We start from the raw sequence: 13523 nt of genomic DNA, 5'->3' as shown, positions 1-13523 counted from the left end.
ACGGCCCTTGCTCTGAGCATTCATTGAAGTCGCAGTGCCAATTAAAAAAACCATGGAGCACCACCTCATGTCCCAGACGTTTTACAAGAAAGGCTTTCTGGCCCTCGCAGTGGCAACTGCGCTGGGTGTTTCTGCGTTTGCTCAGGCTGACATCAAGATCGGCGTAGCGGGACCAATGACGGGCGCCAACGCGGCATTTGGCGAACAGTACATGAAGGGTGCACAGGCGGCGGCCGATGCGGTCAACGCAGCGGGCGGCGTGAACGGGGAAAAAATCGTACTGGTCAAGGGCGATGACGCCTGCGAACCGAAGCAGGCTGTGACAGTCGCCAAGGACCTGACCGAAAAGAAAGTCGTTGGTGTGGTAGGTCACTTCTGCTCCTCGTCGACCATCCCTGCCTCCGAGATCTACGACGAAGCCGGCATCATCACGATCACCCCGGGTTCCACCAACCCCAAGGTGACCGAGCGCGGCCTGAGTGCCATGTTCCGCATGTGCGGGCGTGACGACCAGCAAGGTATCGTGGCTGGCGACTATGTCGTCGACGTGCTCAAGGGCAAGAAAGTCGCCGTACTGCACGACAAGGACACCTACGGTCAGGGCCTGGCGGATGCGACCAAGGCTCAGCTGGAAAAACGCGGCGTGAAACCGGTGCTGTACGAGGGTCTGACCCGCGGCGAGAAAGACTTCAGCGCCGTCGTCACCAAGATCCGTGCGGCCGGTGCCGACGTGGTCTACTTCGGCGGCTTGCACCCGGAAGCCGGTCCACTGGTTCGGCAACTGCGTGAACAGGGCCTCAAAGACGTCAAGTTCATGTCCGATGACGGCATCGTGACTGACGAACTGGTGACCACCGCCGGTGGCCCGCAGAACGTTGATGGCGTACTGATGACCTTCGGCGCCGACCCACGTCTGCTGCCAGACAGCAAGACTGTGGTAGATGCTTTCCGCAAGGCCGGCACCGAACCTGAAGGCTACACCCTGTACGCCTACGCTTCGGTCCAGACCCTGGCCGCAGCCTTCAATGGCGCCAAGTCCAACAAGGGCGAAGACGCTGCTGCCTGGCTGAAGAAAAACCCGGTCAAGACCGTCATGGGCGAGAAGACCTGGGACAGCAAGGGCGACCTGAAAATCTCCGACTACGTGGTTTACCAGTGGGACAAGGATGGCAAATACCACCAGCTGGAAAAACAGAAGTAAGGGCTGACTCAATTGGGTGAACCCCACGGGCCCCCTGTGGGAGCGAGCTTGCTCGCGATGACGGACTGGCAGACGACAACTTTGTTGAATGTTCAACGGCTATCGCAGGCAAGCCAGCTCCCACAGGGGCCGTGGTGGCCCGCCTGATCGTGGCTGACATTGCTCCGACGTAAATCTGTATTTTCCTTAGAAGAACCGCACAGCCACATGTGCAGGTTCTCATTGCGTGAGATTGCGTTATGGATGGTATTTTCCTGCAGCAACTGGTCAACGGCCTGACCCTCGGGTCGGTCTATGGCCTGATCGCCATCGGCTACACAATGGTCTATGGCATCATCGGCATGATCAACTTCGCCCACGGCGAGGTTTACATGATTTCCGCTTACCTCGCGGCAATCAGTCTGGCTCTGCTGGCATACTTCGGTATTGAATCCTTCCCTCTGTTGATGCTCGGCACCCTGATCTTCACCATCGTCGTCACGGCGGTGTATGGCTGGGTCATCGAGCGTGTTGCCTACAAACCCCTGCGTAACTCCACCCGACTGGCACCGCTGATCAGCGCCATCGGGATCTCGCTGATCCTGCAAAACTATGCACAGATCGCCCAGGGTGCCCGCCAACAAGGCGTTCCGACACTGTTGACTGGTGCATTGCGAGTAGAAGTCGGGACCGGCTTCGTCCAGCTCACTTACACCAAGATCTTCATTCTGGTCGCAGCGTTTGTCGGGATGGGCCTGCTGACCTATGTCATCAAGTACACCAAGCTCGGCCGCATGTGCCGCGCAACCCAGCAAGACCGCAAGATGGCCTCGATCCTGGGGATCAACACCGACCGCATCATTTCCTACGTGTTCATCATTGGTGCAGCGATGGCGGCCCTGGCCGGCGTGCTGATCACCATGAACTACGGCACGTTCGACTTCTACGCAGGCTTCGTCATCGGCATCAAGGCGTTCACCGCCGCGGTGCTCGGCGGGATTGGCTCGCTGCCCGGTGCCATGCTTGGCGGGATCATCCTCGGCATCTCCGAGTCGCTGTTCTCCGGTCTGGTCAACTCGGACTACAAAGACGTCTTCAGCTTCTCGCTGCTGGTTCTCGTTCTGGTCTTTCGGCCCCAAGGCCTGCTCGGCCGTCCTCTTGTGTCGAAGGTGTAAGCGATGTCTTCAACCACTAAAAAAACCATTGATATCAAAAGAAGTCTGGTTGACGCGATTCTTGCCGGCCTCGTGGCCCTGATTGTGTTCGGCCCGATTGTCGGCATCGTCCTCGACGGCTACGGCTTCAACTTGCAGCCCACTCGCGTGGCGTGGATTGTCGCAATTGTCATGTCCGGTCGTTTTGCCTTGAGCCTGTTCCTGCAAACCCCAAAGGGCCTGAGAATTCTTGAAGGCTTTGAAACGACAGGTTCCGGGGTGCATGTACTGGCGCCTGATTACAAATCCCGGTTGCGCTGGATCATCCCGCTGTTGATTGTCATCGCCGTGGTGTTCCCGTTTTTCTCCAACTCCTACCTGCTGGGTGTGGTCATCCTCGGGCTGATCTACGTATTGCTGGGGCTGGGTTTGAACATTGTGGTCGGCCTGGCCGGCCTGCTCGACCTGGGTTACGTGGCGTTCTACGCCATCGGCGCCTACGGCCTAGCGCTCGGTTATCAGTACCTGGGGCTGGGTTTCTGGACGGTGTTGCCGCTGGCGGCGATCACCGCCGGTCTGGCCGGTTGCATCCTCGGTTTCCCGGTGCTGCGCCTGCACGGCGACTACCTGGCGATCGTGACCCTGGGCTTCGGTGAAATCATTCGGTTGATCCTCAATAACTGGCTGTCCCTGACCGGCGGCCCGAATGGCATGGCAGCGCCGTTGCCAACCTTCTTCGGCATCGAGTTCGGAAAAAGGGCGAAAGAAGGCGGGGTGCCGTTCCATGAGTTCTTCGGTATTGCCTACAACCCTGACGTGAAGTACTACTTCATCTACGCCGTGTTGTTCCTGGTGGTCCTGGCCGTGCTGCACATCAAGCATCGCCTGACCCGCATGCCTGTCGGCCGCGCCTGGGAAGCCCTGCGCGAAGACGAAATTGCCTGCCGCTCCATGGGTCTGAACCACGTACTGGTCAAGCTTTCGGCATTCACCATCGGTGCTTCGACTGCCGGGCTGGCCGGAGTGTTCTTCGCCACTTACCAGGGCTTCGTCAATCCGACGTCGTTCACTTTCTTTGAGTCGGCACTGATCCTTGCCATCGTGGTACTCGGCGGCATGGGCTCGACCATAGGTGTCGTCATCGCGGCATTCGTGCTGACCGTGGCCCCGGAACTGCTGCGTGGCTTCGCCGAATACCGCGTGCTGCTGTTCGGCATCCTGATGGTATTGATGATGATCTGGCGACCCCGCGGCCTGATTCGGATCAGCCGTACCGGTGTGACCCCGCGTAAAGGAGTAGCGCCATGAGCGAAGTCGTACTCAGTGTCGAAAAGCTGATGATGCACTTCGGCGGCATCAAGGCGTTGAACGATGTCAGCCTGAAAGTCCACCGCAATTCGATCTTCGCCCTGATCGGGCCCAACGGCGCCGGCAAAACCACGGTGTTCAACTGCCTGACCGGGTTCTACAAGGCCTCCGGCGGCAAGATCGAACTCAACATTCGTGGGCAACAGACCAACGTCATCAAATTGCTGGGCGAATCGTTCAAGCCGACCGATTTCGTGTCGCCTAAATCGTTCGCCAGTCGGCTGTTCTACAAGGCATTCGGCGGCACCCACCTGGTGAACCGCGCCGGACTGGCGCGTACCTTCCAGAACATTCGCCTGTTCAAGGAAATGTCGGTGCTGGAAAACCTGCTGGTGGCCCAGCACATGTGGGTCAACCGCAGCATGCTGGCCGGCATCCTCAATACCAAGGGCTACCGCAAGGCCGAAAGCGATGCGCTGGACCACGCGTTCTACTGGCTGGAGGTGGTGGATCTGGTGGATTGCGCCAACCGCCTGGCCGGTGAACTGTCCTACGGCCAGCAACGCCGCCTGGAAATCGCCCGTGCCATGTGCACCCGTCCGCAGATCATCTGCCTCGACGAGCCGGCCGCCGGCCTCAACCCCCAGGAAACCGAAGCGCTGAGCGCGATGATCCGGCTGCTGCGCGACGAGCACGATCTGACCGTGGTGCTGATCGAACACGACATGGGCATGGTAATGAGCATTTCCGATCACATCGTGGTGCTGGACCACGGCATCGTCATCGCCGAGGGCGGCCCCGATGCGATTCGTAACGACCCGAAAGTGATTGCGGCCTACCTGGGCGCCGATGAAGAGGAAGTGGTGCTATGAGCAAACCCATCCTCGAACTCAAGGAGCTGGATGTGTTTTACGGGCCGATCCAGGCTCTGAAGAAAGTCTCGCTGCACATCAAGGAAGGGGAAACCGTCAGCCTGATCGGCTCCAACGGTGCCGGCAAGTCGACCCTGCTGATGTCGATCTTCGGCCAGCCGCGGGCGGCGGACGGGCAGATCCTCTATCAGGGCGTGGACATCACCCACAAGTCGTCCCACTACATCGCCTCCAACGGCATCGCGCAATCGCCGGAAGGGCGGCGGGTGTTTCCCGACATGACCGTCGAGGAGAACCTGCTGATGGGCACCATCCCTATCGGTGACAAGTACGCCAAGGAGGACATGCAACGCATGTTCGAGCTGTTCCCGCGGCTCGAAGAGCGGCGTACCCAGCGGGCGATGACCATGTCTGGCGGCGAGCAGCAAATGCTCGCCATCGCCCGGGCCCTGATGAGCCGGCCCAAGTTGTTGCTGCTGGATGAGCCGAGCCTGGGCCTGGCGCCGATTGTGGTGAAACAGATCTTCGCGACACTGCGGGAACTGGCCAAGACCGGCATGACCATCTTTCTGGTGGAGCAGAACGCCAACCACGCCCTGCGGTTGTCGGACCGGGCGTACGTGATGGTCAACGGCGAAATCCGCATGACGGGTACCGGCAAGGAGTTGCTGGTCAACGAGGACGTGCGTAACGCCTATCTCGGCGGGCACTGAGTTTTAGTGGTTATGCACAAGCCCCGGCGCGCAATCGCCGGGGCTTTTTTATATCTCCAATACCCCACTAATCCCTGTGGGAGCGAGCTTGCTCGCGATAGCGGTGAGTCAGTCGCCACGATGCAAGCTGTGCCCCGGTCATCGCGAGCAAGCTCGCTCCCACAGGGTTTTTGGCATGCCTCCGGGAAATTGTGGAAAACAATATTCCCAAGCTCGCAAAGCGCGACATAAAGCCGCTGCAAATAGTTGTTTTGTCACAGTTTTGACTTGTCCCCGTTTGCTGTGGAACCGGCTGTGAATAACGTGGGAGTAGCTGGCTGTGGGCCTTTTAAACCGTGGCTTGCAGAGGTGTGGTTGTTTTTTGATCATGAGTTTTTGCGCAGCTTGAAGACCGCTTTGTCAACCTTTTTGTTCGTGATGAAAGTGCACGGAATCACCGTGGACAAGCCTGTGGATAAGTCTGTGACTAAACTCTGGAAAGACCCGCCTGAAGGCCGTGGTTACTGGCTTGGCGCCATCGCGGGTTTGACCCGTCAGTCATGAAAATGGCCAATGGCTACACAGCAGGCGGTTGAGGGTCAAGCAAAAAAGTTTTAAAACCCCGCGCAAAGCCTTGTGGATAGAGGCTTGCAGCTTTTCCACTTGCCCCCAAAGACTGTGGACCGGCCTGTGGATAACGTGCGCGCACATGGCTGCAGGCCACGCTGGTCGAGGGTTTGCCGGTATTGAGTGTTTTTTGAACAGCTTGAACGGTGGTTGCCGCTGTGAAAAAGGCCGGGCATGCTGCCTGCTGATTTTCTATTCCAATGGCTGGCGATCAGCCGAAGCAAGGAGAACACGATGTCCAACACCCTGTTTATTACCGGCGCGACTTCCGGTTTTGGTGAAGCCTGTGCCCGTCGTTTTGCCGAGGCCGGCTGGAAACTGGTGCTGACTGGCCGTCGTGAAGAGCGCCTCAATGCGCTGTGCGCCGAACTGTCGAAACAGACCGAAGTCCATGGCCTGGTGCTCGATGTGCGTGATCGCAAGGCCATGGAGGAGGCGATTGCCAATCTGCCGCCATCCTTCGCCAAACTGCGCGGGTTGATCAACAACGCCGGCCTGGCCCTGGGCGTCGATCCGGCGCCCAAGTGCGACCTGGACGATTGGGACACCATGGTCGATACCAACGTCAAAGGCCTGATGTATAGCACCCGTCTGCTGTTGCCACGCCTGATCGCCCACGGTCGTGGTGCCGGCATCGTCAACCTGGGGTCCATCGCCGGCAACTATCCGTACCCGGGCAGCCACGTGTATGGCGCGACCAAGGCGTTCGTCAAACAGTTCTCCCTGAACCTGCGCTGCGACCTGCAAGGCACGGGCGTACGGGTCAGCAACATCGAGCCGGGCCTGTGCGAGAGTGAGTTCTCGCTGGTGCGTTTTGCCGGGGACCAGGAGCGTTACAACGCCACTTACGCCGGCGCCGAGGCGATCCAGCCGCAAGACATCGCCGAGACCATTTTCTGGGTGCTCAATGCGCCTGCGCACATCAACATCAACAGCCTGGAGCTGATGCCGGTGAGCCAGACCTGGGCCGGGTTTGCTATCGAGCGTAAGTCTTAAGATCGAGTCACGGCCAATCGCGAGCAGGCTCGCTCCTACAAGGGATCTGCTGACACCAGAAAACCAGTGTAGGAGCGAGCCTGCTCGCGATGGGGACGGGCCAGACAAAACCGGACATCAGCTAGACTCCTCCCTCAAGCAGCTCGCCACACCCGGCGGTCTAGAGGTTTTAGAGGAGATCAAGTGAGCAATCGAGGCGAGCAGTCGCTGCTCAAGCAATCGACCTTCCTGATGCTCGCCGTGACATTCGCCGGGATCATCACCGGTTTTGTGTCAGGCGCCCAATCCATCCTGTTCGATGGCTTCTTTTCGTTAATCGCGGCCTTCATCAAGGTGCTGATGCTGATCACCGCCAGGCTGATCGCGAAGGAAAGCAACCAGCGCTTCCAGTTCGGTTACTGGCATCTGGAACCCATGGTGCTGGTGATCGAAGGCAGCTTCCTGTTCCTGGTTGCCATTTATGCCTTTCTCAATGGCGTGTTTGGCATCATCAGTGGTGGCCGCGAGGTCGAACTCGGTCTGGTGATTCTCTACGCGGCGGTGTTCACCGTCGTTGAACTGATTTACTTCTTCTACGTCCGCCATCGCAATCGCACACGCAAGTCATCGCTGATCCAGTTCGACAACATCAGTTGGCTGGTGGATGCGATGCTGTCGGCGGGACTGCTGGTGAGTTTCCTGATCGCGCTGCTGCTCAAGACTCAGGGTTACGACAAGTGGGCGGTGTATGTCGACCCGATGATTCTGATTCTGCTGGCCCTGGGCATGCTTCCTCCAGCGTTCAAAATCCTCGGGCCGGCATTGCGCGATGTGTTGGGGATCGTCCCGGATCAACTGGATGACAAGGTGCGTCAGGTGATGGAGGTGGCGAAGGTCGAGCATGGTTTCGACGACTACATTTCCTACGTGCAGAAACACGGCAGGGCCTGTTTTATCGAGATTCACATTGTATTGCCGAAGGATTACTGGCTGGACGGAATAGGGCAGCTGGACAGTTTGCGCGAGGAAATTTCCGCGAAACTCGGTAAGCCGGATGCCGCGCGATGGCTGACCATCAGCTTTACCGGGGATCGCAAGTGGACTGAGTGATTGGATTTCACCTTGTGGCGAGATATTCCGCCAACCCGCGATAACAAGTCGCAAGGTGATAGGGCGTTGTCGATGGCATGTCGCGGCGGCTGACTTCACCGTGCTCGTCACGGCATTCGTACCAGCCGCCGGCATGCAGCGAGCGCTGCTGCAACGCCTGCAACTGGCGCAGTACATCTGCTTCGCTGTGCGGTCGCAGCGTCAACGCGCGCAGGTACTCGGCCTGCGCCCAGATACGCTGCGTGGCGTCCCGGACGCCGTGATCCGCTGCGAAGTCGAGCATCGCCCGCACCGCGCCAGTCTGCTGATCGACGCCCATTTGCTCGGTAAAGGCGAAGGCCCGCTCCAGATTGGCATGCAGCGCCGAGTGGCGTAACAGCGCCGAGGATTCCAGCAGGAAATACCACTCGAACTGATGCCCCGGTTCAAACCAGTTATCCACAGACCCCAGCGGTTTTTCCATCAACACGCCGTGCTGCGGATCGATAAATCGTGCGTGCATGGCTGTGCATAACTCGACGAGCGCCTGTTGCACGTCGAGGTCTTCACGCACCGAGAGGGTGGCGAGGAATGCTTCGGCCAGGTGCATCAGCGGATTTTGCAAAGGGCCGCTGTCCAGCGACGCCCAGTCGCGGTCGAGCGTGGCTTCGTACAGACCGTCGTCCGTGGCGAAACGCTGCGCAATCACTTCCAGCGAGGCATTGAGCACCGACTCCACCAGCGGCTCGCGGACCTTGTTCCAGTAATGGGCGCAGGCGAACAGGATGAAGGCGTGGGTATAGAGGTCTTTACGCTGATCCAGCGGCGCACCTTGTGCATCGACGCTGTAGAACCAGCCGCCGTGCTCGGCATCGTGGAAGTGCCGCTGCAACGAGCGAAACAACGCGGCGGCACGCTCTTCGGCGCCCGACACCTGACCGATCAGGCTGGCAAACAGATACAACTGCCGTGCACAGGCCATGGCCCGGTAGCGTTGCGGTGGCAGCGGTTGGCGTTCGGCATCCAGCGCCTCGTAGGGCAACGCCATATCGGCGTTCCAGCCCGGACCTTGCCAGAGCGGCACGATGACGTTCAGGAAGTGCTGTTGCACCGAGGCGAACAGGGCGGTCAATTCAGGATGAGAGGCGGAGCGGGAAACAGGCGGCATTGGCTGGCGTCGTCACGGCAGGGGCGATTGCGCGACATGTTAGCAGAGAGGCAGACCTGAGAGAGGCTGTGTCTGTCAGGCCGCCATCGCGGGCAAGCCCGCTCCCACAGTAGTTTGTTGTGTGGCATGGATTTCATTCACACCAGAAACCTTGTGGGAGCGGGCTTGCCCGCGAAGAGGCCAGTTCAGGCACTAGAGAGTTAGCCCGCCAGCAACCACACCCCGGTCGCCGCCGAAGCCGCACCCGCCAGTCGAACCAGTGGCGCAGCTGCTTGCGGTAACACCCGCACGACCGCATAACCCGCTGCATGCAACACCGCTGTCGCCACCACAAACCCGGCGGCATAAGCCCAAGGGCTCGACATGTCCGGCAGTTCCAGCCCATGCGCGACACCATGAAACAGTGCAAACAACGCCGTCGCACCCACCGCCATCACCAACGGTGGACGCACTGCCAGGGCAACCGCCAGCCCCAAAGCCAACACGGAAGCGGCAATCCCGCTTTCCAGTGCTGGCAGGTTCAGCCCTTCAAAACCCAGTATCCCGCCGATCAACAGGGTGCCGACGAAGGTGCACGGCAGCGCCCAACGCGCTGCACCTTGTTGCTGTGCGGCCCAAAGACCGACCGCCAGCATCGCCAGCAAGTGATCGAGACCGCCAAGCGGATGGCTGATGCCGGCGATCAAGCCGTTGTCGCCGTGCCCCGGGTGGGCGAAGGCGAGGGGCGGGGTCAGCAGCAGGGCCAGGGCGCCGAGAATGCGTTTGAGTATCATGGATAAGCTTCCTTGTTGAAGTCGTGATCAGGCCGCGGTCAGCAAGCCCTGGCGTTCGATGAAGGCGATGATCTGTTCCAGACCCTGGCCGGTTTTCTGATTGCTGAAGACGAACGGCTTACCGTTGCGCATGCGCTGGGTGTCGCTGTTCATCATCTCCAGCGAGGCACCGACCAGCGGCGCGAGGTCGATCTTGTTGATCACCAGCAGGTCGGATTTGCAGATCCCCGGTCCACCCTTGCGCGGCAGCTTGTCGCCGGCCGAGACGTCGATCACGTAGATCGTCAGATCGGACAGTTCCGGGCTGAAGGTCGCGGAAAGGTTGTCGCCCCCGGACTCCACGAGAATCAGGTCCAGCCCCGGAAAGCGGCGGTTCAGTTGGTCCACGGCTTCGAGGTTGATCGAGGCGTCTTCGCGGATGGCCGTGTGCGGGCAGCCACCGGTTTCCACGCCGATGATGCGTTCCGGCGCCAGGGCTTCGTTGCGCACCAGAAAGTCGGCGTCTTCGCGGGTGTAGATGTCGTTGGTCACCACGGCCAGGTTGTAGCGCTCGCGCAGGGCCAGGCAAAGGGCCAGGGTCAGGGCGGTTTTGCCGGAGCCGACCGGGCCGCCGATGCCGACACGCAGGGGTTGTGTGTTCATGTGATTCTCCAAAATAACAGGCCCTAGGAACGGAACAGACGGCTGTACTGGCGCTCGTGGGCCATACACGCCAAGGACAGGCCGAAAGCGGCACTGCCGTAATGATCGGGATCGATTCGGGTGGCGTTCTGTTGGGCTTGTTGAAGCAGCGGCAACAGTTCGCTGGTCAGGCGCTGGGCGGCTTGCTGACCCAATGGCAAGGTCTTCATCAATACTGCCAACTGGTTTTCCAGCCAGCTCCACAGCCATGCGGCCAATGCATCTTGCGGGCTGATCTGCCAGGCGCGCGCGGCCAAGGCCCAACACAGGGCCAGATGTGGCTCGCTGCGTTGTTCGAGGAAGATGCGGGCAGGCGCGTCGAGTTCCGGCAAGCCATTGAGCAATTGCTGCAACGAGTAGCCCATCTGCCGGCTCTCCTGATGCAACTCGCGGGTTTCGCGACTGGCGCGATGCTCTTCGCAGCTCTGCAGCAATTCGTCCCAGTTTTCCTCGCAGGCGGCCACGCAATGGGCGAGCAACAAAGGCGCTTCGAAGCGTGCCAGATTCAGCAGCAACTGATCGCTGATCCAGCGTCGTGCACTGTCGGGGTCGTGAACCCGGCCGTTATCCACCGCCATTTCCAGCCCTTGGGAGTAGCTGTAGCCGCCAATCGGCAATTGCGGACTGGCCAGGCGCAACAGCGCCCAGGCCGGGTTCATGGGCGGACGCCGAACTGGTGCAGTTTCGGCGCGTAGTTGAAGTCTTCATCGCCGTGGCGCGAATGATGATGGCCTCCGCCATAGGCGCCGTGTTCCGGCTGGAACGGCGCCTCGATGTTCTCGGCATTGGCGCCGAGTTGTTTGAGCATGGCCTTGAGCACGTAATCGTCGAGCAGGCGCAACCAGCCGTCGCCGACTTGCAGGGCGACATGGCGATTGCCCAGGTGATAGGCCGCGCGGGTCAGTTCAAAGGCATTGGCGCAGGTGACGTGGAGCAATTGTTCGGGGCGGGCGCAGACACGCACGATACGCCCGTCTTCGGCTTGCAGGCATTCGCCGTCATGCAACGGCGGCTGGCCGCGCTCCAAAAACAATCCGACGTCTTCGCCCTCGGCACTGAAACAGCGCAAACGGCTTTTGCTGCGGGCTTCGAACGTCAGGTGCAGTTCGGCGGCCCAAACGGGTTGAGGGTCGATTCTGCGATGAATCACCAGCATCGGAAGGCTTCCAGCAATGGACAATGCTCAGGCTAGAGCAAGGGGCTTGCCAATCGACATGATGCGTAGGAAATGGCTGAAGGAGACGTGGGACTGGTATCGATGGAGTGAGTTTTTTGGTTGAAGTTGGTGCGTTGATTTTGATCTGCGCACCAAGTTGAAGCGACGCGGGGCCGTGTGGGAGCGAGCTTGCTCGCGATGAGGGCATGACATCCACCATCTATGTGACAGTTCCACCGCCATCGCGAGCAAGCTCGCTCCCACAGGGATTTCACGCACAGAAAGTTACTCGGTGCTGCCAAGCCCTTGCCAATGCTTGAGGCCGATAAAGATAAACCGCAGTTGCTGGGTGATTTTCGCCTGGGGCGTCAGGTGCTCGGGCAAGGCTTCGGCTGGCGGATCGATGATGTCCGGCAGGGTGGCGAACACGCTTTTGACGATCAGATCCGCCATGACACTCAGGTCGGCGATGTCCAGATGCTGCAGCTTCGGCATCAGTGACAAGTCCGCCGCCAGGTCCGAACTGATGTCTTCACGCAAACGGCCGATGGCCTGGCGCACCGGCAGCGAACCGCCGTATTGCTCACGGGCGAGAAACAGGAACTGCGAGCGGTTGGCGCTGACCACGTCGAGAAAGATCCGCACCGAGGCATCGATGATGCCGCCCATCACGAATTCGTTGTGTCGTACCAGGCGAATGGTTTCGCGGAATGTCTGGCCGACTTCGCTGACCAGCACCAGGCCCAGTTCATCCATATCGGCAAAATGGCGGTAGAAACCGGTCGGTACGATGCCGGCGGTTTTCGCTACTTCACGCAGGCTCAGGCTGCCGAATCCTCGGCCTCCATCCATCAGATGCCGGGCAGCATCCATCAGAGCGTTACGGGTTTGTTGTTTCTGTTCGGCGCGGGGCAGCATCGCAAGGGTGTTTTCTGGACAGGGACGCGGCGCACTCTAGCAAATCAGCTTTGCCGGCGTCGAACGACTGTGGAGGGATCAAGCAAGGAAGTGTGGCATCTATCAAGCGGACCGCTGAAAAGTCAAAAGCCCAATCCGGTGATTGGGCTTTTTTTCAGGGCGGCCATGGGGCTTAGCTCGCGGCGCTGTTGCGTTCGATCACACGGTCACCACCGCCTTCGGCGAGGGTTTGGCCTTGTGGGGTGCGATCCGAGCCGCCTTCAGCGAGGGTTTGACCTTGTGGCGTGCGATCGGAACCGTCGGCAGCCAGGGTTTGACCTTGTGGAGTACGATCCGAACCGTCTGCAGCCAAGGTCTGGCCTTGTGGGGTGCGTTCGGAACCATCGGCAGCCAGGGTCTGGCCTTGTGGGGTGCGTTCGGAACCATCGGCAGCCAGGGTCTGGCCTTGTGGAGTACGGTCCGAGCCATCCTGAGTGATCAGGCCTTTTTCTTTCAGGCGATCATTACCGCCTTCGGCGACGGTCTGGCTGAACACCGAGTGGTTCTGTTTCACTTGTGGCGTGGCCTGGTCAGCGGCTGGCAGGGCAAAAGCAGTGCTGGCCAGCATCGAGAGGGTAAGGCTAAGCAGTAGTTGGCGTTTCATGATTGTTTTGCTCCTCGGGAGGGCGAATAAGTGGGTACGAGAGCAATGCTACTCTCGATAAGTCGATATGAAAGTTCATAAACGCAATGGTAATAATCAACGGAATTGATTGTTTGCTGCAGAGGCTCTAGGCCGGGCGTCTCCGGCAAGTTGTTTTGCACCGATGTGGGTATTTTCGACCCACCTTTGGCATGCAAAAGTGCAGGGCCGGTAACGCCGAATGACTGATGGGTCAGTATTGGACTGGGCGAAATCGGCGAAATCGGTCTATCGATTAAACCTGCCGG

Annotated in this window: 15 protein-coding genes; 8 read left to right on the top strand and 7 right to left on the bottom strand. The window is 59.6% G+C overall.

All coding sequences use genetic code 11. The features are described from left to right. Nucleotides 1-67 precede the first annotated feature (67 nt). From AC1DRN_RS04450 to AC1DRN_RS04415, 8 genes are all read left to right on the top strand, one after another. On the top strand, nucleotides 68-1201 hold the full coding sequence (locus tag AC1DRN_RS04450; protein ID WP_223462543.1) for a branched-chain amino acid ABC transporter substrate-binding protein: 1134 nt from the start codon (nucleotides 68-70) through the stop codon (nucleotides 1199-1201). A 239-nt stretch (nucleotides 1202-1440) separates the two neighbouring features. Continuing rightward, nucleotides 1441-2355: an ABC transporter permease subunit gene (locus AC1DRN_RS04445; RefSeq protein ID WP_223462544.1), complete on the top strand. Its 915-nt coding sequence runs from the start codon at nucleotides 1441-1443 to the stop codon at nucleotides 2353-2355. 3 nt (nucleotides 2356-2358) lie between these two features. After that, a complete protein-coding gene (livM, locus tag AC1DRN_RS04440; RefSeq protein ID WP_223462545.1) occupies nucleotides 2359-3642 on the top strand; it encodes a high-affinity branched-chain amino acid ABC transporter permease LivM in 1284 nt (427 codons plus the stop codon). Then, complete coding sequence (locus AC1DRN_RS04435) at nucleotides 3639-4514, top strand: ABC transporter ATP-binding protein (protein ID WP_223462546.1); 876 nt, start codon at nucleotides 3639-3641, stop codon at nucleotides 4512-4514. The genes livM and AC1DRN_RS04435 overlap by 4 nt, the downstream gene beginning before the upstream one ends. Then, nucleotides 4511-5227 carry an ABC transporter ATP-binding protein gene (locus tag AC1DRN_RS04430; RefSeq protein ID WP_007991194.1) on the top strand — a complete coding sequence of 239 codons (717 nt, stop codon included), beginning with the start codon at nucleotides 4511-4513 and terminating at the stop codon, nucleotides 5225-5227. Before AC1DRN_RS04435 ends, AC1DRN_RS04430 begins: the two co-directional genes overlap by 4 nt. Nucleotides 5228-5521: 294 nt before the next feature. Further along, complete coding sequence (locus AC1DRN_RS04425) at nucleotides 5522-5770, top strand: hypothetical protein (RefSeq protein WP_223462547.1); 249 nt, start codon at nucleotides 5522-5524, stop codon at nucleotides 5768-5770. Nucleotides 5771-6067: 297 nt separating this feature from the next. Then, nucleotides 6068-6829, top strand: coding sequence for an SDR family oxidoreductase (locus tag AC1DRN_RS04420; RefSeq protein WP_223462548.1), 762 nt, complete (start codon nucleotides 6068-6070; stop codon nucleotides 6827-6829). A 183-nt stretch (nucleotides 6830-7012) separates the two neighbouring features. Next, a complete protein-coding gene (locus tag AC1DRN_RS04415) occupies nucleotides 7013-7918 on the top strand; it encodes a cation diffusion facilitator family transporter (protein ID WP_223462549.1) in 906 nt (301 codons plus the stop codon). 7 nt (nucleotides 7919-7925) lie between these two features. On the opposite strand, the gene AC1DRN_RS04410 is transcribed toward AC1DRN_RS04415, so the two are convergent. The 7 genes from AC1DRN_RS04410 to AC1DRN_RS04380 all read right to left on the bottom strand — a co-directional run bounded on the left by AC1DRN_RS04410 (nucleotide 7926) and on the right by AC1DRN_RS04380 (nucleotide 13236). Continuing rightward, complete coding sequence (locus AC1DRN_RS04410) at nucleotides 7926-9065, bottom strand: AGE family epimerase/isomerase (protein WP_223462550.1); 1140 nt, start codon at nucleotides 9063-9065, stop codon at nucleotides 7926-7928. Nucleotides 9066-9265: 200 nt separating this feature from the next. Continuing rightward, entirely contained in the window at nucleotides 9266-9838 is a 573-nt protein-coding gene (locus AC1DRN_RS04405) for a HupE/UreJ family protein (protein ID WP_223462551.1), read from the bottom strand. 27 nt (nucleotides 9839-9865) lie between these two features. Continuing rightward, nucleotides 9866-10480 carry an urease accessory protein UreG gene (gene ureG / locus AC1DRN_RS04400; protein WP_007979691.1) on the bottom strand — a complete coding sequence of 205 codons (615 nt, stop codon included), beginning with the start codon at nucleotides 10478-10480 and terminating at the stop codon, nucleotides 9866-9868. A gap of 23 nt (nucleotides 10481-10503) precedes the next feature. Beyond that, nucleotides 10504-11178 (bottom strand): urease accessory protein UreF, encoded by a 675-nt coding sequence (locus tag AC1DRN_RS04395; protein ID WP_223462552.1) that lies wholly within the window; start codon nucleotides 11176-11178, stop codon nucleotides 10504-10506. Then, complete coding sequence (gene ureE, locus AC1DRN_RS04390) at nucleotides 11175-11675, bottom strand: urease accessory protein UreE (protein WP_223462553.1); 501 nt, start codon at nucleotides 11673-11675, stop codon at nucleotides 11175-11177. Before ureE ends, AC1DRN_RS04395 begins: the two co-directional genes overlap by 4 nt. A gap of 285 nt (nucleotides 11676-11960) precedes the next feature. Then, nucleotides 11961-12593 (bottom strand): TetR family transcriptional regulator, encoded by a 633-nt coding sequence (locus AC1DRN_RS04385; protein ID WP_223462554.1) that lies wholly within the window; start codon nucleotides 12591-12593, stop codon nucleotides 11961-11963. Between the two features lie 172 nt (nucleotides 12594-12765). Further along, on the bottom strand, nucleotides 12766-13236 hold the full coding sequence (locus tag AC1DRN_RS04380) for a hypothetical protein (protein ID WP_223462555.1): 471 nt from the start codon (nucleotides 13234-13236) through the stop codon (nucleotides 12766-12768). Between the last annotated feature and the right edge of the window lie 287 nt (nucleotides 13237-13523).

The organism is Pseudomonas sp. P5_B3, assembly GCF_056400405.1.
This window is presented reverse-complemented; position numbering and strand designations above follow the sequence as displayed.

Coding starts and splice junctions, on each gene's coding strand:
- AC1DRN_RS04450 (WP_223462543.1), top strand. CDS start 68: ATGTCCCAGACGTTTTACAAGAAAGGCTTTCTGGCCCTCGCAGTGGCA.
- AC1DRN_RS04445 (WP_223462544.1), top strand. CDS start 1,441: ATGGATGGTATTTTCCTGCAGCAACTGGTCAACGGCCTGACCCTCGGG.
- livM (WP_223462545.1), top strand. CDS start 2,359: ATGTCTTCAACCACTAAAAAAACCATTGATATCAAAAGAAGTCTGGTT.
- AC1DRN_RS04435 (WP_223462546.1), top strand. CDS start 3,639: ATGAGCGAAGTCGTACTCAGTGTCGAAAAGCTGATGATGCACTTCGGC.
- AC1DRN_RS04430 (WP_007991194.1), top strand. CDS start 4,511: ATGAGCAAACCCATCCTCGAACTCAAGGAGCTGGATGTGTTTTACGGG.
- AC1DRN_RS04420 (WP_223462548.1), top strand. CDS start 6,068: ATGTCCAACACCCTGTTTATTACCGGCGCGACTTCCGGTTTTGGTGAA.
- AC1DRN_RS04410 (WP_223462550.1), bottom strand. CDS start 9,065: ATGCCGCCTGTTTCCCGCTCCGCCTCTCATCCTGAATTGACCGCCCTG.
- AC1DRN_RS04405 (WP_223462551.1), bottom strand. CDS start 9,838: ATGATACTCAAACGCATTCTCGGCGCCCTGGCCCTGCTGCTGACCCCG.
- ureG (WP_007979691.1), bottom strand. CDS start 10,480: ATGAACACACAACCCCTGCGTGTCGGCATCGGCGGCCCGGTCGGCTCC.
- AC1DRN_RS04395 (WP_223462552.1), bottom strand. CDS start 11,178: ATGAACCCGGCCTGGGCGCTGTTGCGCCTGGCCAGTCCGCAATTGCCG.
- ureE (WP_223462553.1), bottom strand. CDS start 11,675: ATGCTGGTGATTCATCGCAGAATCGACCCTCAACCCGTTTGGGCCGCC.
- AC1DRN_RS04385 (WP_223462554.1), bottom strand. CDS start 12,593: ATGCTGCCCCGCGCCGAACAGAAACAACAAACCCGTAACGCTCTGATG.
- AC1DRN_RS04380 (WP_223462555.1), bottom strand. CDS start 13,236: ATGAAACGCCAACTACTGCTTAGCCTTACCCTCTCGATGCTGGCCAGC.